Annotated in this window: 23 protein-coding genes; 9 read left to right on the top strand and 14 right to left on the bottom strand. The window is 68.5% G+C overall.

Features of this window, described 5'->3' with window-relative positions; all coding sequences use genetic code 11:
- Positions 1-161: 161 nt before the first annotated feature.
- Positions 162-1,469 carry an ABC transporter substrate-binding protein gene (locus AC04ME_RS03435; RefSeq protein WP_042538061.1) on the bottom strand — a complete coding sequence of 436 codons (1,308 nt, stop codon included), beginning with the start codon at positions 1,467-1,469 and terminating at the stop codon, positions 162-164.
- A gap of 157 nt (positions 1,470-1,626) precedes the next feature.
- On the opposite strand from AC04ME_RS03435, the gene AC04ME_RS03430 reads away from it, so the two are divergent.
- The 3 genes from AC04ME_RS03430 to purQ all read left to right on the top strand — a co-directional run bounded on the left by AC04ME_RS03430 (position 1,627) and on the right by purQ (position 3,254).
- A complete protein-coding gene (locus AC04ME_RS03430) occupies positions 1,627-2,157 on the top strand; it encodes an adenine phosphoribosyltransferase (protein ID WP_042538063.1) in 531 nt (176 codons plus the stop codon).
- A gap of 144 nt (positions 2,158-2,301) precedes the next feature.
- The gene (purS, locus tag AC04ME_RS03425; protein WP_079112131.1) at positions 2,302-2,550 is read left to right on the top strand and encodes a phosphoribosylformylglycinamidine synthase subunit PurS; all 249 of its coding nucleotides are present in this window, start codon (positions 2,302-2,304) and stop codon (positions 2,548-2,550) included.
- Positions 2,547-3,254, top strand: coding sequence for a phosphoribosylformylglycinamidine synthase subunit PurQ (purQ, locus tag AC04ME_RS03420; RefSeq protein ID WP_475433583.1), 708 nt, complete (start codon positions 2,547-2,549; stop codon positions 3,252-3,254). The genes purS and purQ overlap by 4 nt, the downstream gene beginning before the upstream one ends.
- Before the next feature lie 254 nt (positions 3,255-3,508).
- On the opposite strand, the gene AC04ME_RS03415 is transcribed toward purQ, so the two are convergent.
- Complete coding sequence (locus AC04ME_RS03415) at positions 3,509-4,771, bottom strand: hypothetical protein (protein WP_475433582.1); 1,263 nt, start codon at positions 4,769-4,771, stop codon at positions 3,509-3,511.
- Positions 4,772-4,932: 161 nt separating this feature from the next.
- On the opposite strand from AC04ME_RS03415, the gene AC04ME_RS03410 reads away from it, so the two are divergent.
- Positions 4,933-5,382: a VOC family protein gene (locus AC04ME_RS03410; protein WP_475433581.1), complete on the top strand. Its 450-nt coding sequence runs from the start codon at positions 4,933-4,935 to the stop codon at positions 5,380-5,382.
- Here AC04ME_RS03410 and AC04ME_RS03405 read toward each other — a convergent pair.
- Positions 5,379-5,807: a DUF1761 domain-containing protein gene (locus tag AC04ME_RS03405; protein ID WP_079112128.1), complete on the bottom strand. Its 429-nt coding sequence runs from the start codon at positions 5,805-5,807 to the stop codon at positions 5,379-5,381. The genes AC04ME_RS03410 and AC04ME_RS03405 overlap by 4 nt on opposite strands.
- A 138-nt stretch (positions 5,808-5,945) precedes the next feature.
- Here AC04ME_RS03405 and AC04ME_RS03400 point away from each other — a divergent pair, with 138 nt between their 5' ends.
- Both AC04ME_RS03400 and AC04ME_RS03395 read left to right on the top strand, forming a co-directional pair.
- Positions 5,946-7,592, top strand: a complete 1,647-nt coding sequence (locus AC04ME_RS03400) for a glycoside hydrolase family 13 protein (RefSeq protein ID WP_475433579.1) — start codon at positions 5,946-5,948, stop codon at positions 7,590-7,592.
- Positions 7,576-8,583, top strand: coding sequence for a LacI family DNA-binding transcriptional regulator (locus AC04ME_RS03395; RefSeq protein WP_042538074.1), 1,008 nt, complete (start codon positions 7,576-7,578; stop codon positions 8,581-8,583). Before AC04ME_RS03400 ends, AC04ME_RS03395 begins: the two co-directional genes overlap by 17 nt.
- A gap of 34 nt (positions 8,584-8,617) precedes the next feature.
- Here AC04ME_RS03395 and nhaA read toward each other — a convergent pair whose 3' ends face one another.
- The 3 genes from nhaA to AC04ME_RS03380 all read right to left on the bottom strand — a co-directional run bounded on the left by nhaA (position 8,618) and on the right by AC04ME_RS03380 (position 10,495).
- Positions 8,618-9,883, bottom strand: a complete 1,266-nt coding sequence (gene nhaA, locus AC04ME_RS03390; RefSeq protein WP_052492858.1) for a Na+/H+ antiporter NhaA — start codon at positions 9,881-9,883, stop codon at positions 8,618-8,620.
- Positions 9,884-9,947: 64 nt separating this feature from the next.
- Positions 9,948-10,121: a hypothetical protein gene (locus AC04ME_RS03385; protein WP_164481681.1), complete on the bottom strand. Its 174-nt coding sequence runs from the start codon at positions 10,119-10,121 to the stop codon at positions 9,948-9,950.
- A gap of 32 nt (positions 10,122-10,153) precedes the next feature.
- Positions 10,154-10,495, bottom strand: coding sequence for an ArsR/SmtB family transcription factor (locus tag AC04ME_RS03380; RefSeq protein WP_079112125.1), 342 nt, complete (start codon positions 10,493-10,495; stop codon positions 10,154-10,156).
- 83 nt (positions 10,496-10,578) lie between these two features.
- On the opposite strand from AC04ME_RS03380, the gene AC04ME_RS03375 reads away from it, so the two are divergent.
- On the top strand, positions 10,579-11,916 hold the full coding sequence (locus AC04ME_RS03375; protein WP_475433577.1) for an FAD-dependent oxidoreductase: 1,338 nt from the start codon (positions 10,579-10,581) through the stop codon (positions 11,914-11,916).
- Complete coding sequence (locus AC04ME_RS03370; RefSeq protein ID WP_475123382.1) at positions 11,913-12,320, top strand: arsenate reductase ArsC; 408 nt, start codon at positions 11,913-11,915, stop codon at positions 12,318-12,320. The genes AC04ME_RS03375 and AC04ME_RS03370 overlap by 4 nt, the downstream gene beginning before the upstream one ends.
- A 120-nt stretch (positions 12,321-12,440) precedes the next feature.
- On the opposite strand, the gene AC04ME_RS03365 is transcribed toward AC04ME_RS03370, so the two are convergent.
- From AC04ME_RS03365 to fdxA, 3 genes are read right to left on the bottom strand one after another with little or no spacing between them, the layout of a single operon-like run.
- On the bottom strand, positions 12,441-13,070 hold the full coding sequence (locus tag AC04ME_RS03365) for a superoxide dismutase (protein WP_042538081.1): 630 nt from the start codon (positions 13,068-13,070) through the stop codon (positions 12,441-12,443).
- A 21-nt stretch (positions 13,071-13,091) separates the two neighbouring features.
- Complete coding sequence (locus tag AC04ME_RS03360; protein ID WP_042538083.1) at positions 13,092-13,613, bottom strand: flavin reductase family protein; 522 nt, start codon at positions 13,611-13,613, stop codon at positions 13,092-13,094.
- A complete protein-coding gene (gene fdxA, locus AC04ME_RS03355) occupies positions 13,610-13,936 on the bottom strand; it encodes a ferredoxin (RefSeq protein ID WP_042538086.1) in 327 nt (108 codons plus the stop codon). The genes AC04ME_RS03360 and fdxA overlap by 4 nt, the downstream gene beginning before the upstream one ends.
- 79 nt (positions 13,937-14,015) lie before the next feature.
- Between fdxA and soxR the strand changes: the two genes are divergently transcribed.
- The gene (gene soxR / locus AC04ME_RS03350; protein ID WP_042538088.1) at positions 14,016-14,498 is read left to right on the top strand and encodes a redox-sensitive transcriptional activator SoxR; all 483 of its coding nucleotides are present in this window, start codon (positions 14,016-14,018) and stop codon (positions 14,496-14,498) included.
- 19 nt (positions 14,499-14,517) lie between these two features.
- On the opposite strand, the gene AC04ME_RS03345 is transcribed toward soxR, so the two are convergent.
- The 5 genes from AC04ME_RS03345 to AC04ME_RS03325 are packed head-to-tail and all read right to left on the bottom strand — an operon-like array spanning position 14,518 to position 20,599.
- The gene (locus AC04ME_RS03345; RefSeq protein ID WP_475433575.1) at positions 14,518-16,764 is read right to left on the bottom strand and encodes an exo-beta-d-1,3/1,6-glucosidase; all 2,247 of its coding nucleotides are present in this window, start codon (positions 16,762-16,764) and stop codon (positions 14,518-14,520) included.
- On the bottom strand, positions 16,764-17,885 hold the full coding sequence (locus AC04ME_RS03340; protein ID WP_475123380.1) for an ABC transporter permease: 1,122 nt from the start codon (positions 17,883-17,885) through the stop codon (positions 16,764-16,766). Before AC04ME_RS03340 ends, AC04ME_RS03345 begins: the two co-directional genes overlap by 1 nt.
- A gap of 1 nt (position 17,886) precedes the next feature.
- Positions 17,887-18,975, bottom strand: coding sequence for an ABC transporter permease (locus AC04ME_RS03335; protein WP_042538094.1), 1,089 nt, complete (start codon positions 18,973-18,975; stop codon positions 17,887-17,889).
- Complete coding sequence (locus AC04ME_RS03330; RefSeq protein WP_475433573.1) at positions 18,972-19,778, bottom strand: ABC transporter ATP-binding protein; 807 nt, start codon at positions 19,776-19,778, stop codon at positions 18,972-18,974. The genes AC04ME_RS03335 and AC04ME_RS03330 overlap by 4 nt, the downstream gene beginning before the upstream one ends.
- Positions 19,775-20,599: an ABC transporter ATP-binding protein gene (locus AC04ME_RS03325; protein WP_042538098.1), complete on the bottom strand. Its 825-nt coding sequence runs from the start codon at positions 20,597-20,599 to the stop codon at positions 19,775-19,777. Before AC04ME_RS03325 ends, AC04ME_RS03330 begins: the two co-directional genes overlap by 4 nt.
- Positions 20,600-20,641: the final 42 nt, after the last annotated feature.

Raw genomic sequence — 20,641 nt, 5'->3', positions numbered from 1 at the left:
TCCTTCGTCTGAGTGGCGCGTGTCGTCTCGCTCGGCTCCGCCGTGCTCGCTCAACGCCCGGAGAGTCGTCGGTCGTTGAGCGAGGAGCGAAGCCCCGAGACGAGACGCGGTGAGCGTTTCGTCTCGGGCGGCTCCGCGGCGCTCGCTCAACGACCGGAGGGTCAGTCGACCAGCTCGTTCAGGAGCTTGACCGCGGCATCCCAGGCGCCCTGGGTGTCGGTCTCGCCGCGGTCGAGGCCGCTGAGGGCCGGACCGAAGACGTTCTCCTGGATCACCGAGTCGTCGGCGCCCTTGAACTGCGCCACGACACCCTTCGCACGCTCGGCGAGGATGGCGCCGGTGGGCGCGTCGTTGAAGAACGCGTTCGGCGTCGCCTCTGCGGAGAGCGTCTCCTGCGCCTCGACGGTGGAGGGGAAGTTGCCCGCGGCGGCGGACTGCTTGACCTGCTGCTCGGGCTGCGTCAGCCAGTCGGCCAGGTCGGCCGCGGCTTCCTTGTGCTCGGAGCTCTCGGGGATCGACAGGAAGGCGCCGCCCCAGTTGGCTGCTCCGCCGGGGAACACGTCGGCGAAGTCCCAGCCGGTCGATGCGTCGCCGCCTCCGGCCTCGACCTGACCCTGCACGACTCCGAGCATCCAGCCGGGGCAGACGAACGTGGCGAAGGTGCCGTCGACGAACGACTTGCCGCCGTTCCAGTCCCATGCGGTCTGCGCGGCGGACTGGCCGCCCTCGGTCGCGGAGCCGAGCAGTTCGAAGCGCTCCTTGAGCTCGGCGTTGTCCTCGACGTTGAGCTCGCCATCGGAGGTGTAGTAGCCCTCGTCGAGCTGGTTGACCATGGCGTTCCAGACGAAGCCGGAGTGGTCGTACCAGGCCTTGCCGGTCTTCGCCGTGTACTCGGCACCCACCGCGAAGTAGTTCTCCCAGTCGCCGTTCAGCAGCTCGGCCACCGACTCGCGGTCGCTCGGGAGTCCTGCTGCCTCGAAGGCTGCGCCGTTGTAGCAGATGCCGCTCGGGCCGATGTCGGTGCCGTAGCCGATCACGCGGCCCTCGGCATCGGTCGCCTGTCCGTACTTCCAGTCGACCCAGTCGGCCTTGCGGTCTTCGATGCCGTAGTCGCGCAGGTCGACGAAGGTGTCGGAGACGTCCATGATGGCGCCGAGCCAGCCCTCCTCGATCGCGACGACGTCGCTGAGGCCCGAGCCTGCCGCGATCTTCGTGAACGCGTCGGTGCGGGCGTTGCCGCCGGTGTCGATGTTGGTCGCCTCGATCGTGACGTTCGGGTTCGCCTTCTCGTACTCGTCGTAGAGGTCGTCGTATCCGAAGGTGCCGAACGTCGTGACGGTCAGCGTGACCTTCTCGTCACCGGTGGCGCTGTCTCCCGAGTCGGCAGAGGCGCAGCCGGCGAGGGCCAGGGCAGAGACGGATGCGACGGCTGCTGCCGTCAGGATCCGCTTGCGGGCACGTGTGTTCACAGTTCACTCCTTTGTGGTGGGTCGTGCGGTTGTGGTGCGTGTGGTGCGTCGGGGCAATGCGTGGAACTCTCGTGGGAGCGCTCCCACGCATTGATGAGAGACTCTATGGGAGCGCTCCCACGAATGTCAAGCCCCCGTGTTGGCGTACCCTTGACCGGTGCCCGACACCGAACTCTCCCCCGCCCTCGTCCGCGCCGAATCGCTGATCCGCAGCATCCCGGACTACCCGGAGGCGGGGATCATCTTCCGCGACATCACACCGCTGCTCGCCGACGCCGAGGCGCTTCAGGCCACGACCGACGCGATCATCGCGCCGTTCGCAGGGCAGTTCGACGTGGTCGCGGGCATCGAGGCGCGGGGGTTCATCCTCGCCGGGGCGGCCGCCATCGCCGCCGGCGTGGGACTCATCCCGATCCGCAAGGCCGGCAAGCTCCCCCGGCCCGCAGCATCCGTCGACTACGCGCTCGAGTACGGCACGGCGACGATCGAGATGCACGACGACCTGCCCGCAGGATCCCGCGTGCTGCTGATCGACGACGTGCTCGCCACGGGTGGCACGCTCGCCGCAGGACGCGAGCTCGTGGAGCGCCTCGGCAGCCACGTCGTCGGGATCTCGGTGCTGTTCGAGATCGACGGCCTAGGCGGCCGCGAGGCCATCGGAGACCTGCACACCGTCTTCCACGCCTGACGCTCGCGCTCTCGCTCAAGGCGCCTGCCGCGAGCCGGTAGACTGGTCGCGCCCGTCCGCCCGCGACTCCCGCGTTTCGACTCCTCGCTGCGCTCGTCGCTCAACGACCGATAGCTGCGGCCTGCGGCCGCCAGGAGGATCCACATGCCCACCATCGTCGTCGACGTCATGCCCAAGCCCGAACTGCTCGACCCGCAGGGGAAGGCCGTCTCTGGCGCATTCTCCCGTCTGGGCGTCGAGGGCTTCACCGATGTCCGCATCGGCAAGCGCTTCGAGCTCACCGTCGAGGGCGAGGTCACCGACGAGATCCTCGCCGAGGCCCGTCGCATCGCCGACGAGGTGCTCTCCAACTCCGTGATCGAAGACGTCGTGGGCATCGAGGTCGCTGAGTGAGCGTCCGCATCGGCGTCATCACCTTCCCCGGCTCGCTCGACGACCGCGACGCTCAGCGCGCCGTGCGCATCGCCGGCGCCGAGCCCGTCGCCCTCTGGCACGGTTCGCACGACCTCGAAGGCGTCGATGCCCTGGTGCTGCCCGGTGGCTTCAGCTACGGCGACTACCTGCGCGCCGGAGCGATCGCCGCGCTGTCGCCGATCATGAGCGAGGTCAAGGACGCAGCCGCCAAGGGCATGCCGATCCTCGGCATCTGCAACGGCTTCCAGATGCTCGTCGAGGCGCACCTGCTGCCCGGCGGTCTGATCCGCAACGACCACCAGCACTTCGTGCGTCGCGACCAGAAGCTCATCGTCGAGAACTCCGACACGGCGTGGACGAACCGCTTCCGCACCGGCCAGGAGATCACGATCCCGCTGAAGAACGCCGACGGCGGCTACATCGCCGACGAAGAGACGCTCGACCGTCTCGAGGGCGAGGGTCTCGTGGCCTTCCGCTATGCGGGCGTCAACCCCAACGGATCGCTGCGCGACATCGCCGGACTCACCAACGAGGCGGGCAACGTCGTGGGGCTCATGCCGCACCCCGAGCACGCCACCGAGGCCGGCTTCGGCCCCGACACCTCGGCCGCCATGCGCTCGGGCCTCGACGGACTCGACTTCTTCACGAGCGCGGTCGCCGCGGTCGCCCGCGTCGCCGCGTAAGCACCGCCTGAGCACCGAAGGGCACGCGGGCGCGCCGGTCGGCAGCCCGCCAGGGCCGGGGCCGGTCGACGCGGCATCCGCAATCCTACCCGGGGTCGGTTCCACACCCCGCACACAGCCGGGGTCGATTCCGCATCGGAAACGACCGAATCGGATGCTTTTTCGACCCCGCATCGGTCTGAAGATGCGAAACTGACCTCGCAATCGCAATCGCAATCGCAATCGCGATCGCGTCCGGCGGGAGTCGGCGCCGCTCAGTCGACGGGAAGGCTGAAGGGGTTGTCCCCCGCGGCCGCGAGCAGGTACCACGCCGTCGCGCCGGTGTGCAGGCTGGCGTAGTAGAGGTCGCCGAAGCCGGAATCCAGGCCGTCGGTCGACGTCGCCACGATGCCCTTGCCGTCTCCGTTCGCCGCGTCGCGCTGGCCGAGTCGGATGCTGCTCAGCAGCGCCTCCGCGCGGTCGGCGTCGCCCGCTCCGTCCCTCAGCTTCAGGGCCAGTGCCAGGTGTCCGCTGCCCTCGAACCACACCTTGGAGGTGTCGACGTGACTGATGGACGGGCCGGTGTACGGCCCGTCGGTGGCCATTAGGTTCGCGAGCGCCCAGTCGACAGCCGCGCCGTACCGCGGGTCACCCGTGCCGAGCAGCGTCCAGGTCTGGGCGTCGAGCGGCACCGGATAGACGTTCGTGGTCGACCCGTCGAGCAGCGTGCCGGTGTCGACGTGACCGTCTGCGCTCTGCATCGCGGCGACGAATGCCGTGGCCACCGCCGCTCTGTCGGCCCACACGGGGTCGCCGGTCAGCTGGGCCAGCTGCGTGAAGAAGCCGGCGATATCGGTGTTGTGCTCGGTGGACTTCCACTCCAGCGAAGAGCCGTTCTCGAGCTGACCCCCCGTATAGCCGAAGGGGGCCCGGGCCATGTCGGCGGTGTTGGTCTGGATCCACTCGGCGATCCGCACGGCTCCGTCGAGGTACTTCGACTCGCCGGTCGCGTGGAAGAGACGCGCGAGCGCCATGCCCGCCCACGCCTGGTTGCCCGTGAAGGTGCCCGGGCCGGTGATCTCGACGCGCCCCTGTCGGATGCCGTGGGGTTCGTACGACGTGCGGACTCGCCCGTCGCCGATCGGATCGTTCGCCTGCACGAAGAGCAGGGTGTCGCCGATGGTCTGCGCCCGGCGGATGTCGTCCGGCAGGCCCCTGGCGGTGTACGCGATCACGACGAGTGCGTCGTCGTAGACGAAGGACGGAGTGAAGTCCCAGGTCGGCAGGTCGGTGAAGAACCCTCCCTCGTAGCTGCGAGGGAGGCAGTGCCCGGCACCGTCGCAGAACTCGTCGACACGGGCATCGAGGAACTCGTAGGCCAGGGCGACGGAGAGCGTGGGGTCGGAGGCGACGTCGGCGGTCGGAGCGTCGGAGGGGCCATCACCCGAGGCTGCGGTCGCCGCACCCGCGACCAGGGCGGCGGCGATGAGCGCGGCGGCGATCATCCACGGAGCCGATCGACGCGACGAACCCGACATCAAGACCCCCTCGGTGTGGACCGCGGTTCGAGTGCACGACCCGCGAGCGACCAGGAGGTCACGTGCAAAATGCTGGCATACCAAGAAGTCCGAGCGGAAGGGGCGAAGGTCTAGTCTTTCGCCTCATCCGGCGTGTCGCGCTCGCGAGTAGCATCCGACGCATGCCCATCACACTGGAGAACGTCGGCATCGCCGTGCGCGACCTCGACGCGACCATCGCCTTCTTCACCGATCTCGGCCTCACCGTGCTCGGCCGCGACGAAGTCAGAGGAGAGTGGGCCGACACCGCAGTCGGCCTCGACGGCAATCATGCGAAGATCGCCGTGCTGCAGACACCGGACGGCCACGGTCAGCTCGAGCTGTTCGAGTACATCCACCCCGACGCGATCGAGACCGAGCCCACGCTGCCGAACGAGATCGGGATGCACCGGGTGGCGTTCTCGGTGGAGGACATCGACGAGTCCCTGGCCATCGCCGCCCGGCATGGATTCCGGCCCCTGCGGGGAGTCGCGAACTACCAGGACGTCTACAAGCTCACCTACCTGCGTGGCCCGAGCGGGATCCTCGTGATGCTCGCGCAGGACCTCACGAAGGATGCCCCAGCCGGCTAGCCGAGCGCAGGCGGCCAGACGCCGATGATCAGCGCCATGACCACGATCGTGACGAGCTCGTGGGCGATGTTCATGGTGGTCAGCGCTGTCGGGCGCCCCTCGAACGCATCGTGGGTGATGAACCGCGCGGCGGTGAATCCGGCCCACAGCAGCACGCCGGTGACGACGGCCGCCCAGAAGAACGACCCGTCGTAGAAGTGCCACGCGATGGCGGAGGCTCCGGCCAGCACCCAGGCCGTCGCGAAGCTCACGAACACGGTGGTGATGATCGCCATCGTCGCGCTCGAACCCGGGCGATCCATGTCGACGTTTGCGAGCTTCGACCAGCGCGTGCCGAACACCTTCGGGGAATACCAGATCGTGCCGACGACCATGCTCGACGCGGTCGCGAGCAGAACCGCCCAGTAGTTGATCTCGGGAACCATGACAGCCTCCAGTCGTCGGATGCCCGAAGCCTACTCCCGGGCTGCAAGTCGCTGTGGAGCGGCGTGGAATATCGCGTTGCCGAAACGATTCGATCGCAATGGTGGCAGACCTGCAAGCGTTTGCACTAATCTGATCCCATGGCACAGCTTGAGCAGATCGCAGCCCCCGGTTCCGAGTGGTGGCGCAGCGCGGTCATCTACCAGATCTACCCTCGTTCGTTCGCCGACGCCTCTGGCGACGGCATCGGCGACCTGCCCGGCATCACCAGCCGGCTCGACTCCCTGAAGGAGCTCGGCGTCGACGCGATCTGGCTGAGCCCGTTCATGACGAGCCCGCAGCGTGACGCGGGATACGACGTGGCCGACTACCGCGACGTCGACCCGCTCTTCGGCACGCTCGACGACTTCGACACCATGCTCGACGAGGCGCACGCCCGCGGCATCCGCGTCGTCGTCGACCTGGTCCCGAACCACTCGTCTGCTCAGCACGCCTGGTTCCAGGAGGCGCTGAAGGCGGCTCCCGGCAGCCCCGAGCGAGCACGGTACATCTTCCGCGACGGCAAGGGCGAGAACGGCGAGCTGCCCCCCAACAACTGGGAATCCGTCTTCGGCGGCGGCATGTGGGAGCGCATCAGCGAGGCCGACGGCACTCCCGGCCAGTGGTACCTGCACATCTTCGACCCCACGCAGCCCGACTTCGACTGGAACAACGAAGAGGTGCGCGAGGAGTTCCGCTCCATCCTCCGCTTCTGGCTCGACCGCGGCGTCGACGGCTTCCGCGTCGACGTGGCTCACGGCATGATCAAGGCCGAGGGCCTGCCCGACTACACCCCGCCGGCCGACGCCGACTCGATGGGCGGCGGCGAGGACGACGTGCCGTACTGGGGTCAGGACGGCGTGCACGAGATCTACCGCGACTGGCACAAGGTGCTCGCCGAGTACGACGGCGATCGCGCACTGTGCGGCGAGGCCTGGATGCCGACGCTGAAGCAGACCGCGCTGTGGGTGCGCCCCGACGAGATGCACCAGACGTTCAACTTCCCGTACCTGATGACCGAGTGGGACGCGAAGGCTCTCGGCGACGTCATCCGCGAATCCCTCGACGCGTTCGGTGCGGTCGGTGCTCCGAGCACCTGGGTGCTGTCGAACCACGATGTCGTGCGCCACGCCTCGCGCCTCGCACTGACCGCCGAGAACCCGCAGGGTGAGGGCATCGGCCCGAACACTCCGCACAAGCCCGACACCGCGATCGGACTCGCCCGCGCCCGCGCGGCGACGACCGTGATGCTCGCCCTCCCCGGCTCCGCCTACCTCTATCAGGGCGAAGAGCTCGGCCTGCCCGAGGCGATGGAGATCCCCGACGCGTTCCGTCAGGACCCGACGTGGTTCCGCACGAACGGCGAGCGCTACGGACGAGACGGATGCCGCGTGCCGCTGCCGTGGGAGGCGGATGCTCCGGCGTTCGGCTTCAACGAGACCGGCGCGTCGTGGCTGCCGCAGCCGGCCGACTGGGCATCGTACTCGCGGGATGTCGAGGAGGTCGACCCCTCGTCGACGCTCGCGCTCTACAAGCGCCTGCTCGCCGGACGCCGGGAGTACGGCTTCGGCAGCGGCTCGCTGGTGTGGGCGGACGCCGGAGCGGATGCGGTGGCATTCCGCCGCGGCGACGTGCACGTGCTCGCGAACCTGGGCACCGAGCCGATCCCGCTGCCCGCCGACGCGTTCCCCATCGGATGCCGCGGCCCCACCGACTCAGAGAGGAATCCCCATGGCGAGCATCGATGAGGTCGCCCGGCTCGCCGGCGTCTCGACCGCGACGGTCTCGCGCGCTCTGAGCGGCCGAGGCCACGTGTCGGAGTCTGCTCGCCAACGCGTGCAGGAGGCGGCAGCGGCGCTCGGATACGTGGTCTCGTCTCGAGCCTCGAGCCTGGCGTCGGGTCGCACCCGCAACATCGGCGTGGTGGTGCCCTTTCTCGACCGCTGGTTCTTCAGCACCGTGCTGTCGGGGGTGTCGTCGGCGCTGATGCGCGAGGGCTACGACATCACCCTCTACAACATCACCGCCGACAAGGACGTGCGCCGCCACGTGTTCGACACGTTCCTGCGGCGGCAGCGGGTCGACGCCGTGATCGCGGTGTCGATCGAGCTCGACGCCGACGAGACGCAGCACCTGCTCGACCTCGGGCTGCCGGTGATCGCGATCGGCGGCCCGAATCCGAAGCTCGACACGCTGACGGTCGACGACGTGGCCGTCGCGCAGCTCGCCACAGAGCACCTGATCGGTCTCGGGCACCATGACATCGCCCACATCGGCGCGAACCCCGAGTTCGACATCGACTTCCACATCCCGACGAACCGTCGCCTGGGGTTCGAGAAGGCACTGGCGAAGGCCGGAATCCCCCTGAACCCCGCCTTCCTCGAACCGGCCGACTTCACCGTCGAGGGCGGATACCGCGCGGCGAAGCAGCTGCTCGGCCGCCCGGGCCCCCGGCCCACCGCCGTGTTCGCGGCATCCGACGAGATGGCCATCGGTGCGATCCTCGCCGCCCGCGACCTCGGCTTCGCCGTGCCGGACGACCTCTCGATCGTGGGCATCGACGGCCATGAGCTCGGCGAGTTCTTCCGGCTCAGCACGGTCGACCAGTTCCCGCTGGGTCAGGGTGAGCGCGCGGCGGATGCCGTGCTCGCCAAGCTCGCCGACGGAGAGGCCGCGGGCATACCCGCAGAGCTCCCCTATGAGCTGAACGTCCGAGGAACGACCGCGCGCCTGGTCTGATCGCGCTGGCCCCGCGACGGGCATACTCTCGTCGTCATCGCGCGCGTCGCGCCACGGCATTCCGCCGCGCGAGGATGCTGCCGCCGATGACCGCCGCGATGAGGGACCCCAGCAGCACGCCGATCTTGACGTGCTCGTCGGCGATCGAACTCGACCCGTAGGCGAGCTCGCCGACCAGCAGGGAGACGGTGAATCCGATCCCCGCGAGGAAGGCCATGCCGGTCAGGTCGGGCCAGCGCAGCGTCTCGTCGAGGCGCAGCGCCGGCACGCGGCTGAGCAGGAAGGTGGTCGCGAGGATCCCGATCGGTTTGCCCAAGACGAGTCCGACGATGATTCCGATCGCGATCGGGTCGGTGAGAGCCGACCGCAGCCCCTCGACACCGCCGATGGTGACTCCGGCCGCGAAGAAGGCGAAGACCGGCACGGCGAACAGCGTCGCCACGACGCCCCACCGATCGGCGAAGTGCGGGGCCAGACCGTCGTACACCGGCTCGCCGTCGGCATCCACTCCCCGTGGGACCCTGGCACGCTCGGTCGGCACGACGGGCACGACGAAGCCCAGCAGCACGCCGGCGACCGTGGCGTGGATCCCTGCGGCGTGGATGCAGACCCAGACCGCTACGGCGAGGGGCAGCAGGATCCACCACGCTCGAACACCCTTCTGCACGAGGAGGGCGAATCCGGCGAGCGGAAGCAGGGCGAGCGTGAGCCACGGGAAGCTGATCGTGTCGGTGTAGAACGTGGCGATGATCGTGATGGCGATGAGGTCGTCGATGATGGCGAGAGTCAGCAGGAAGACGCGCAGAGCGGGCGGCAGGAACCTGCCCACCACGGCGATCACGGCCACGGCGAACGCGATGTCCGTCGCGGTCGGGATGGCCCAGCCGCGCAGGGCGTCACCGTCGCCGGCGTTGATGACGGCGAAGATGACCGCGGGCACGATCACTCCGCCGACGGCCGCGGCGATCGGCAGCGCGGCCTGGCGGGGGTCGCGCAGGCGACCGGTGACGAACTCCTCCTTCAGCTCGAGACCGACGACGAAGAAGAAGATCGCCAGCAGGCCGTCGGCCGCCCAGGCGCCGATGCTGAGGTCGAGGTGCAGCGCGGGGATGCCGAAGGTGAAGTCGCGCACGGACTCGTACCACGACACCGCGGAGGTGTTGGCGAGGATCAGCGCGGCGACGGTGGCGGCGAGCAGGAGCGAGCCACCGAGGACGTCGCTGCGGGCGTTGTTCCGGATGCCGCGCCACAGCTCGTGCGGAGCCAGGCGGAGACGGGGACGGGAAGGAGAAGTGGACACGAAGAGACCTCACGCGAGAGAAGGGGTGAACGGCGCGGAAGACCACACCCCATCGAGGCGTGGTCTAGTCGCGTGGCGGCGGGCAGCCCGCGATCTCACCGTGCGAGAGTGTGCCCCAGACGCTGGTCCAGCCATTCGTGCCCGGGTGCATGACGACGCGCATCGACTTCCTCATCGGGGTCGCCGAACGCAGCTCATGCGGAGCGCGCGTCGAGCCGGCGATCGAGAGAAGGGCCATGGAGCAAGCCTATCGGGGTGTGCCTGACCGACTCAGACGCGTCGCAGCGCTTCTCCGGCCGCGTCGAGCGCGCCGTCGGCGAGAGAGAAATACGCCCACTTGCCGCGCTGCTCGCGAGTGACGAGTCCGGCGTCGGCCAGGAGCTTCATGTGGTGCGAGACGGTGCCCTGCGAGAGGCCGACCGGGGCGGTGAGATCGCAGATGCAGGCCTCGCCGCCCTCCGCCGACGAGATGAGCGAGAGCAGGCGGATGCGCGTGGGGTCTCCGAGTGCTTTGAAGAGGTGCGCGATGCGCTCGGCCTCGGCGACCGGCAGCCCGGCTGCGGTGCCCGGGGTGCAGCAGGCGGTCTGCTCGATCGTCACCGGAAGCGTCATGCGACCATCCTCTCACGTATTGACATTCTTCGATACGTGCGCGACGCTTCTCATATCGATGATTTTCAATCTGAGGAGATGCGATGTCTGAACTGCCCGTCGTGGTGATCGGAGCGGGACCACAGGGCCTCGCCGCAGCGGCACATCTGATCGAACGCGGTGAAGACGTCGTGGTGGTCGAACGAGGGCAGGGGGCTGCGAGCGCCGTCTCGGAGTGGGGGCATGTGCGCCTGTTCTCGGCATGGCCGGAACTGACCGACTCGGCCGCCCGTCGCCTGCTCGAGCCGACGGGGTGGAGCGCTCCTGCGTCGGGCTACCCGACCGGGGCGGAGTGGGTGAGCGACTACCTGGCGCCGCTCGCGGGTGCTCTGGGAGGCCGCATCCGCTACGCGACGACCGTCACGGGAGTCGCACGCCAGGGGCGCGACAAGGTCGTCGACGCCGGGCGCAGGAGTTCGCCGTTCGTCGTGCACACCATCGACGTCGACGGTGTCGAGTCCCGCATCCTCGCCCGTGCCGTCGTCGATGCGAGCGGCACGTGGGGCATGCCGAATCCGGCAGGCGCCGACGGCTTCCCGGCGGTCGGCGAGCGGGCGGCATCCGATCTCATCTCGTACCGCATCCCGGCCGACGTGGCGGAGCTCGCCGGCGAGCACGTCGTCGTCGTCGGAGCGGGGCACTCCGCCACCCATGCGGTGCTGCGCCTGAGCGAGCTGGCTCGCCGCGCACCGGGAACCCGGGTGACCTGGCTGCTGCGCCGCGGCAGCGCCGCGAACGTCTTCGGCGGCGGCAGTGGCGACGAGCTGCCGGAGCGCGCCGCACTGGGCGCTCGCGCCCGCAAGGTCATCGACACGGGCGTGGTCGAGCTGGTCACGGGGTTCCGCGTCGCGGAGTTCCGCGCCGGGGGCGACGGCATGACGATCGTCGCCGAGGACGGACGCGAGGTGGCGGCTGTCGGACGGGTCTTCGCGCTGACCGGCTTCCGTCCGGACACCGGCATCCTGCGGGAGCTGCGCATCGACCTCGACACCTCCCTCGAGGCCGTCGCCGGCATCGCCGCAGAGATCGATCCGAACATCCACTCGTGCGGATCGGTGTCGGCGACCGGCGCACGCGAGCTCGCACAACCGGAGCCCGGGCTCTTCATCGTCGGCGCGAAGTCGTACGGCCGCGCACCGACGTTCCTCGCGCTGACGGGGTACGAGCAGGTGCGCAGCGTCGCCGCACACCTGGCCGGAGATCACGAGGCCGCGGCCCGCACTGAGCTCGTCCTCCCTGACACCGGCGTCTGCGGCGGATCGGGAGACTTCGGTGAAGCGGATGGTGCAAGCTGCTGCGCCGCACCGAGTGTGCTCCAGATCGGCAGGATTCCGTCGCCGTCGCCCGAGCCCGCACGCTCGCTTACCCTGGAGACATCATGACGACCACCACCAAGCCCTCCGTCCTGTTCGTGTGCGTGCACAACGCCGGACGCTCGCAGATGGCCGCAGGCTTCCTGCGCGAGTTCGCCGGAGACCGCATCGAGGTGCGATCCGCCGGTTCCATGCCCGCCGAGCAGATCAACCCGGTCGCGGTCGAGGCGATGGGCGAGCTCGGCATCGACATCACCGCCGAGCAGCCCAAGGTGCTTACGACCGAGGCCGTACAGGCATCCGACGTCGTCATCACGATGGGATGCGGCGACGCCTGCCCGTTCTTCCCGGGCAAGCGCTACGAGGACTGGAAGCTCGACGACCCGGCCGGCCAGGGCATCGACTCCGTGCGTCCGATCCGTGACGAGATCCGCCGCCGCATCGAGACGCTCGCGGACGAACTGCTCGCCTGATCCCGACCCCTGCGCCTCGGGAGGAGAACTGCGCTTCGGGAGGACGGATGCTGCGGCATCCTCCTCCCGAAGACGAGATCTCCTCCCGAAGGCACGGACGGAGACGGATCAGCAGGCGACTCAGCGGGCGACGATGAGGCCCTGCGTCTTCTCCTGCACGGCCTGGAACCGACGCTGCACGTCGGACCAGTTGACGAGCTCCCAAAACGCCTTGACGTAGTCGGCGCGCACGTTGAGGTAGTCGAGGTAGTAGGCGTGCTCCCAGACGTCGAGCTGCAGCAGCGGGGTGACGCCGAGCGGGGCGTTGCCCTGCTGGTCGAACAGCTGGAAGATGACAGGTCGCGCTCCGACGCTGTCCCACGCGAGCACGGCCCAGCCCGAGCCCTGCACGCCGAGTGCGGTCGCCGTGAAGTGCGCGCGGAAGGCGTCGATCGAGCCGAACGCGTCGGTCAGTGCCGCCTCGAGCTCGCCCTCGGGGTTGCCGCCGCCGTCGGGCGAGAGGTTCTCCCAGAACACCGAGTGGTTGATGTGACCGCCGAGGTTGAAGGCGAGGTCCTTCTCGAGCTTGTTGACCGCGGCGAAGTCGTTCGAGTCGCGGGCTGCGGCCAGCTGCTCGAGCGCGGTGTTGGCACCGGTCACGTAGGCCTGGTGGTGCTTCGAGTGGTGCAGCTCCATGATCTTGCCCGAGATGTGCGGGGCGAGAGCCGAGTAGTCGTACGGCAGCTCGGGGAGGGTGTACGCAGAGGTCATGCTGTTCCTTTCGGTGGGGTTTCAGTGCTGGTCGTTCGGCAGCGAGTGGAATCGGCGGTCGAGATACACGAGCGGGCGGCCGGGCCTTCCGAGCAGCACCTCGTCGATCTCGGCGACCACGACGGTCGATGAGCCGACCGCCACGGTCGACATGGTGTGACCGCGCATCGCCGCTCGCGCCTCAGCCAGATAGGGCTCGCCGGTGGGGAGCGAGCTCCAGCCCTGCTCGGGGGTGAACCGATCAGCGCCGCTCACGGCGAAGCTCTGCGCCAGCGCGGAGTGCTCGTCGTCGATCAGGTGCACGACGAACGTGTCGGCCGAGAGGATCGACCCGGCACTGCCGGTCGCCCTGGTGACCGAGAAGACGATCGCGGCGGGATCGACCGCCACGGACGCGACGCTGGATGCCGTGAGGCCGACCGGGCCTGCGGGGGTCATCGCCGTGATGATCGCGACTCCCGCCGGATGCGCGCGGAACGCGGCCTTGAGCCCTTCACCGACCTCTGAGGGAACCGGCGCTGCGGGGTGCTGCTGACTGCTCATTCGGGTGCCTCCTGAGGCGGAAGTGCGGAGATGATCGGGTGGTCGCGCTCGATGATGCCCAGCTTCGCGGCGCCACCGGGTGACCCCAGCTCATCGAAGAACTCGACGTTGGCCTTGTAGTAGTCCTGCCATTCTTCCGGCAGGTCGTCTTCGTAGTAGATCGCCTCGACGGGGCAGACGGGTTCGCACGCACCGCAGTCGACGCATTCGTCGGGGTGGATGTACAGCGAGCGCTCGCCCTCATAGATGCAGTCAACCGGGCATTCGTCGATGCACGCACGATCCTTGACATCGACGCAGGGAAGGGCGATCACGTAGGTCATAGGGTGGCGGTCTCCGTTCGGGTCACGGTTGCAACCGTATGACCTCAAGTACACTTGAGGTCAAATCGAGGAGGCCGGGATGAGCGCAGACACCGACACCGACCGCACCGTCCACGGCCCTGATGAGCCGTTGACGATCGGCGAGATGAGCAGGCGCACCGGGGTCGCCCCCTCGGCCCTGCACTTCTACGAGAGTCTCGGCCTCATCGCCTCCACGCGCACGGCCGGCAACCAGCGGCGCTATGCCAGACACATGCTGCGCCGGGTGTCACTCATCACCGTGGCGAAACGCCTCGGCATCCCCCTCGCCGACGTTCAGCACGCATTCGCCGATGTTCCGCTGACGCAGACGCCGAGTCACGAGGACTGGCAGCGCGCATCGCGACGCTGGAAGCGCGAGCTCGAGAAGCGCCGCGAGGGCATCGAGCGCCTGGAACGCGAGCTGACCGGGTGCATCGGCTGCGGTTGTCTGTCTATGAAGGCGTGCGGCCTGCTGAACCCGGGTGACGCGCTCAGCAGCCAGGGCGCGGGCCCGCAGCGCCTCCGCGACGAGGACGCCTGAGCGCCCCCGTCGCAGACGATCAGGCCACGGTGAACGCGGCGCTCAACAGCACCTCGTCGCGCGAGCTCGGACCCACGAGCAGTTCGAACGCACCGGATTCGACGCGACGGATGCCGGCGGCGTCGACGATCGAGCACTCCGCCACCGCGAGAACGAGACGCACTCGCGCCGACTCCCCCGGCGCGAGGTCGACCTGACGGTAGCCCTTGAGCTCCCGGTCGGCCCAGCTCACGCTCGTGATGGAGTCGCGCACGTAGACCTGCACGGTCTCGCGCACCGGACGCTCCCCCGTGTTCGTCACCGTCACCTCGGCGATGATCGTGTCGTCGCGACCCAGCGTCGTCGAGGCGAGCGACAGCTCGCCGTACGACACCGTCGAGTACGACAGCCCCTCACCGAACGCCCAGGCCGGGGACTGCGTGAGGTCGGCGTAGCGGTCGCCGTGCTGTCCGCGGATCTGGTTGTAGTACGTGGGCTGCTGACCGACGTGACGCGCGAACGAGATCGGCAGTCGCCCTGACGGCTCGACCGCACCCGAGATGATCTCGGCGAGCGCGCGCCCGCCCTGCATGCCCGGGTTCGCCGCCCAGATCACGGCGGCTGCCTGCGAAGCGGATGCCGGAAGCACCAGCGGCTTGGATGCGAGCAGCACGATCACCACGGGCTTCCCCGTCGCGATCAGCGCGTCGAGCAGGGCGTTCTGCCCACCGATCAGCTCGAGGGTCGCGGTCGAGCGCCCCTCACCGACGAGCTCGATGCGGTCGCCCACGACGGCGACCACGACATCGGATTCCGCCGCCGCAGCCACGGCCTCGGCGATCAGCGTCTCGTCCGGTGCGCTCGGCACGACGACCGAGGGCCGGGGCTGGCCGTCGGGGAACTTCGCGCCCCGAGGGTCTTCCTCGAGCGTGAGGATGTCGGCGCCGCGCGCATGCGTGACCGACCACCCCTCGACGCCTGCGAGGCCGTCGAGCACGGTGGTGATCATCTCGCGCGGCTGACCGTCGAGCCATCCGGCCTGGCCGGAGCCACCGGCCCAGTCGCCGAGCTGCGTCTGGGCGTCGTCGGCCAGCGGCCCGACGACGGCGACCCTCAGCGCTGTCGCGGCATCCAAGGGCAGCACGCCGTCGTTCTCGAGCAGCACGATCGAGCGACGCGCGGTCTCGAGGTTGAGTTCGGCGTGCGCGGCGCTGCCGACCACGGCATCCAGGTCGTCCTGCGGAAGCCGCGGGTCTTCGAACAGCCCGAGCTCGAACTTGAGGGTGAGGATGCGGGCCACGGCGTCGTCGAACGCGTCTTCGGCGAGCAACCCGTTCGACACCGCCTCGAGTGCGCCCTCGAAGAAGCCCGGAGTGTTCATGACCATGTCGTTGCCGGCGCTCACGGCGGCGGCCGAGGCGTGGGCGTAGTCGGGCTGCACGTGCTGCTCCCACACCATGCGGCCGACGTTGTCCCAGTCGGTGATGAGTGTGCCTGTGTAGCCCCACTCGCCACGAAGAACGTCGCTGAGCAGCCAGTCGTTGACCGTGATCGGCACGCCGTCGGTCGTCTGGTAGCCGAGCATGAACGTGCGGCATCCCTCGCGTGCGACCCGCTCGAACGGCGGCAGGAACCACGACCGCAGCTTGCGCCGAGAGATGTCGGCCTCGCTCGCGTCGCGTCCGCCCTGCGTCTCGGAGTAGCCGGCGAAGTGCTTGGCCGTCGCGAGGATGGCGGTCGGGTCGTCGAGGCCGTCGCCCTGATATCCGCGCACCATCGCCGAGGCGAGTTCACCGATCAGGAACGGGTCTTCGCCGAAGGTCTCGTCGATGCGACCCCAGCGCAGGTCGCGCGCGATGCACAGCACCGGCGAGAAGGTCCAATGGATGCCGGTCGCCGCGACCTCGACCGCGGTCGCCCTCGCGACCTTCTCGACGAGCTCGGCATCCCACGTCGCAGCCATCCCGAGCTGTGTCGGATAGATGGTCGCTCCGGGCCAGAACGAGTGGCCGTGGATGCAGTCCTCTGCGACGAGCAGCGGGATGCGCAGCCGTGTCTGCGAGGTCAGCTCGTTCGCCCGGATGATGCGCTCGGGCGAGGTGTGCAGGATCGAGCCGACGTGCTTGCCCAGCACGTGGTCGTCGAGGTCGTCGCGGGCGTCGAGCTGCAGCATCTGCCCGACCTTCTCCTCGACCGTCATGCGGTCGAGCAGGTCGGCGACGCGCGCCGCGATCGGCAGTTCGGGGTCGAGGTAGGGCAGGGATTCGGTCAGGGTCTGAGAGGTCATCACTTCGTGTTCTGTGTCTTCGTGTCGTGTGTCTGGTTCGTCGTATCGTCCGCGGCGTTCTGCACGGTACCCGAGTCGGTCGCCGGGATGCTGCGCACCGCCGTCACCGGGTCGTTCACGTTGAGCCCCTTCTTCTTCATCGCGCGGGCGCGCTCACCCGCCGACCGCAGCCGCGGGTTGACGTACTCGTCGATGCCGAAGTTGATGAGCGACAGGGCGACGCCGATGATCGCGATGCAGAGCCCCGCGGGCACGTACCACCACCACAGCCGCGGGAACGCGCCGTTCTGCTGCGCCCAGAAGAGGATCGTGCCCCAGTTGAGGTTGCTCACCGGGATCACGCCGATGAAGGCGAGGGTCGTGAGGCCGAGGATCGCCGCCGTGACCGTGCCGACGAAGCTCGACGCGATCAGCGCCATGAGGTTCGGCAGCATCTCGACCGTGATGATGCGGTGCAGCGGTTCGCCGTTGGCGCGGGCGGCCTGGATGAAGTCGCGGTTGCGCAGCGACATGGTCTGCGCGCGCAGCACACGCGCACCCCACGCCCAGCCCGTGAGTCCGAGCACCGCGGCGATCACGATGAGCGGCGGGTTCTCGAACTGCGACGCCACGATGATGATCAGCGGGATGCCGGGGATCACGAGGAACACGTTGGTGAGGGCCGAGAGCGACTCGCTCTTCCAGCCGCGCACGTAGCCGGCGATGACGCCGATCGTGATGGCGATGATCGTGGCGATGATGGCCGACAGGAAGCCGACCACGACGACGCCGCGCGTGCCGAAGATCAGCTGGCTGAGCACGTCTTCACCCATGTGGGTGGTGCCGAGCCAGTGGTCGAGCGAGGGCGGCTGCCGCAGAGCCGTGCGGTCTTTCTGCGTGGCCCCGTAGGGGGCGAGCAGCGGGGCGAAGATCGCGATCAGCACGAACACCCCGAGGATGATCAGGCCGGCGATCGACTTGGGGTTGCGGAACATGGCGAACGAGTGCGCGAGCTGCGACCAGAAGGTCTTACCTCCAGGCGTGGCATCGCTGCCGGTGCGGAACGTCGCGGTCTCCGGCATCCCGGTGGGGACCGTGCTGCCGTCGGGGGCCGTGGTGTCGGTCGAGGTGGGAACGCTCATGTCAGGCCTCCGTCTGGCGCGTGCGCGGGTCGAGGTATGCGTAGACGATGTCGGCGAGGATGTTGGCGACCAGCACCGACAGCGTGATCACCAGGAAGACTCCCTGCATGAGGGCGAAGTCCTTCGCATTGGTGGCGTCCAGCAGCAGCTTGCCGACGCCCGGGTAGCTGAAGACCATCTCCATGACGATCGTGCCGCCGACGATGAAGCCGATCGACAGCGCGAAGCTCTGGATCTGCGGCAGCACGGCGTTGCGGGCGGCGTATGCCCACAGTACCCGCCTGTTCGGCATGCCCTTCGCCTGCGCGACCGTGATGTAGTCCTCGTCGAGCACCGTGAGCATCATGTTGCGCATGCCCAGCATCCATCCGCCGAGCGACGCGATGATGATCGTGACCGCCGGCAGGGTGCCGTGCATGATCACCTGACCGATGAAGTCGAGGCTCCATTCGGGCGACTGGCCCTTGTCGTAGGCGTGCGACGACGGGAACCATTTGAGCGTCGACGAGAAGATCGCGATCGCGATCAGACCCAGCCAGAAGTACGGGATCGTGTTGAAGAACGTCGTGATCGGGATGAGCGCGTCGAGCCTGCTGCCGCGCTTCCAGCCGACGATCGCGCCGCCGACCGTTCCGAGCGCGAAAGAGATGATCGTCGCGATTCCGACGAGGCCGAGCGTCCACGGAAGAGCGGATGCCAGCACCTCGGTCACCGGACGAAGACCGTGCAGCGTGGAGATGCCGAGGTCGCCGCGGAACAGCATCGCCCAGTAGTCGAGGTACTGCTGCCACATCGACTTGTCGGTGTCGACGCCGAGCAGGATGCGCAGCGACTCCGCAGCCTCGGGGCTGACGTTGCGGTTGCGGGCGAGGTACGAGCTGACCGCGTCGCCCTTCATGAACCGGGGCAGGAAGAAGTTGATCGTGATGGCCGCCCACAGCGTGAACAGGTAGAACCCTGCGCGTCCGGCGAAGAACCGCCAGGGTACGAGCTTCCTCCCCTTCTGCGCGGTGGTCGCCGTCGTGCCGACCTCGAGCGCGTCGCGGTTCTCCTGTTCGATCTGACCCAGATCGGGGGATGCGGTGGTCACAGTGCACCTCCGTGCGAGCCGGTCGTCGCGAAATGCTTGTCGGGGTCGGGAGACGCCGCCCGCAGCTCGCGCGTGTAGGGGTCCTGCGGGTTGAGGATCACGTCGTCGGCATCGCCGTACTCGACGACGCGACCCTGGTTGAGCACCATGATCTTGTCGCTGAAGTGCCGCGAGGTCGCGAGGTCGTGGGTGATGTAGAGCACTCCGAGGCCCTCTTCTCGCTGCAGATCGGCGAGCAGGTTCAGCACCCCGAGACGGATCGACACGTCGAGCATCGACACGGGCTCGTCGGCGACGAGCAGTGACGGACGCGAGGCGAGCGCGCGGGCGATGGCGACGCGCTGACGCTGGCCACCGGAGAGCTCGTGCGGACGGCGGTCGATCACGGCATCCGCATCGAGGCGCACGCGCTCGAGCAGTCGGCGCACCTCTGCCTCGGTCTCGTTCTTGGGCACGACGTCGTCGAGTCGGATGGGGCGCTCGAGGTGGTACCTGATCGAGTGGTACGGGTTGAGCGACGCGAACGGGTCTTGGAAGACCATGCGCAGCTGCTGACGATACTTCCTCAAGCCCTTGCCGCGCCGGGGAATGGGCGTGCCGTCGAGCCGCACCTCGCCCGACGTGGGCGTCTCGAGCTGGGTGAGGATCTTCGCGATGGTCGACTTGCCGCTGCCCGACTGACCGACGAGACCGATGGTCTGGCCGGAGTTCAGGGTGAAGCTGACGTTGTCGAGAGCCTTGAGCTGACCGGCTCCTCTGACGTTGTAGACCTTGGTGACATCGGCGAACTCGAGAGTCGTCATCGGGTCAGCACTCCTCTCGCGCCGGTGAGACGGGGGAACGACGACAGCAGGGTCTTCGTGTAGTCGTTCTGCGGGTTCGTCCAGATCTGCTCGGCGGAGGCGAGCTCGACGATCTCGCCCTCGCGCATGATCGCGATGCGGTCGCTGATCTCGAGCAGCAGCGGCAGATCGTGGGTGATGAAGATGACCGAGAAGCCGAACTCGTGACGCAGTTGCGAGATCTGCTTGAGGATCTCGCGCTGCACCAGCACATCGAGAGCCGTGGTCGGCTCGTCCATGACCATCAGCTGCGGGCGCAGCGCCAGGGCCATCGCGATCATGACGCGCTGACGCATGCCACCCGACAGCTCGTGCGGGAACGAGCGCGTGCGCTGACGGCCGACCTTGACGATCTCGAGCAGCTCCTCGGCCTCGGCCCTGCGCTGCTTGCGAGTCATGCCGGGCCGGTGGATCTCGAACACGTCCTCGAGCTGCGAGCCGATCGTCGCCACCGGGTTGAGCGCGTTCATCGCGCCCTGGAACACCATCGAGACCTTGTCCCAGCGGAACTTCTGCATCGCATCGACGTCGAGCGCGTTGATGTCGACGTCGACACCGGATGCGTCGTGGAACGTCACGCTGCCGCCCGCGATCACGGCGGGGGCCCGCAGCAGACGCTGCACGCCGTAGGCGAGGGTGGTCTTGCCGCATCCGCTCTCTCCCGCGAGGCCGAGGATCTCTCCTCGCTGCAGTTCGAGCGTCACGTTCTTCACCGCCTCGACGGGCGGATCGACGTCGTACACGACAGAGAAGTCGCGCACGCTGAGCAGGGGTTCTGACATGGGATGTCCTTCGTCGGGGGGGCGCGTTCCGTCTCGGTCCTT

This window comes from Microbacterium sp. LjRoot205 (assembly GCF_056175745.1).
This window is presented reverse-complemented; position numbering and strand designations above follow the sequence as displayed.

What these genes read in the sequence shown, in the direction of transcription:
- purS (WP_079112131.1), top strand. Translation starts at nt 2,302, where the DNA reads ATGCCCACCATCGTCGTCGACGTCATGCCCAAGCCCGAACTGCTCGAC.
- AC04ME_RS03415 (WP_475433582.1), bottom strand. Translation starts at nt 4,771, where the DNA reads ATGTCGGGTTCGTCGCGTCGATCGGCTCCGTGGATGATCGCCGCCGCG.
- AC04ME_RS03410 (WP_475433581.1), top strand. Translation starts at nt 4,933, where the DNA reads ATGCCCATCACACTGGAGAACGTCGGCATCGCCGTGCGCGACCTCGAC.
- AC04ME_RS03405 (WP_079112128.1), bottom strand. Translation starts at nt 5,807, where the DNA reads ATGGTTCCCGAGATCAACTACTGGGCGGTTCTGCTCGCGACCGCGTCG.
- AC04ME_RS03400 (WP_475433579.1), top strand. Translation starts at nt 5,946, where the DNA reads ATGGCACAGCTTGAGCAGATCGCAGCCCCCGGTTCCGAGTGGTGGCGC.
- AC04ME_RS03395 (WP_042538074.1), top strand. Translation starts at nt 7,576, where the DNA reads ATGGCGAGCATCGATGAGGTCGCCCGGCTCGCCGGCGTCTCGACCGCG.
- AC04ME_RS03385 (WP_164481681.1), bottom strand. Translation starts at nt 10,121, where the DNA reads ATGGCCCTTCTCTCGATCGCCGGCTCGACGCGCGCTCCGCATGAGCTG.
- AC04ME_RS03380 (WP_079112125.1), bottom strand. Translation starts at nt 10,495, where the DNA reads ATGACGCTTCCGGTGACGATCGAGCAGACCGCCTGCTGCACCCCGGGC.
- AC04ME_RS03375 (WP_475433577.1), top strand. Translation starts at nt 10,579, where the DNA reads ATGTCTGAACTGCCCGTCGTGGTGATCGGAGCGGGACCACAGGGCCTC.
- AC04ME_RS03370 (WP_475123382.1), top strand. Translation starts at nt 11,913, where the DNA reads ATGACGACCACCACCAAGCCCTCCGTCCTGTTCGTGTGCGTGCACAAC.
- AC04ME_RS03365 (WP_042538081.1), bottom strand. Translation starts at nt 13,070, where the DNA reads ATGACCTCTGCGTACACCCTCCCCGAGCTGCCGTACGACTACTCGGCT.
- AC04ME_RS03360 (WP_042538083.1), bottom strand. Translation starts at nt 13,613, where the DNA reads ATGAGCAGTCAGCAGCACCCCGCAGCGCCGGTTCCCTCAGAGGTCGGT.
- fdxA (WP_042538086.1), bottom strand. Translation starts at nt 13,936, where the DNA reads ATGACCTACGTGATCGCCCTTCCCTGCGTCGATGTCAAGGATCGTGCG.
- soxR (WP_042538088.1), top strand. Translation starts at nt 14,016, where the DNA reads ATGAGCGCAGACACCGACACCGACCGCACCGTCCACGGCCCTGATGAG.
- AC04ME_RS03345 (WP_475433575.1), bottom strand. Translation starts at nt 16,764, where the DNA reads ATGACCTCTCAGACCCTGACCGAATCCCTGCCCTACCTCGACCCCGAA.
- AC04ME_RS03340 (WP_475123380.1), bottom strand. Translation starts at nt 17,885, where the DNA reads ATGAGCGTTCCCACCTCGACCGACACCACGGCCCCCGACGGCAGCACG.
- AC04ME_RS03330 (WP_475433573.1), bottom strand. Translation starts at nt 19,778, where the DNA reads ATGACGACTCTCGAGTTCGCCGATGTCACCAAGGTCTACAACGTCAGA.
- AC04ME_RS03325 (WP_042538098.1), bottom strand. Translation starts at nt 20,599, where the DNA reads ATGTCAGAACCCCTGCTCAGCGTGCGCGACTTCTCTGTCGTGTACGAC.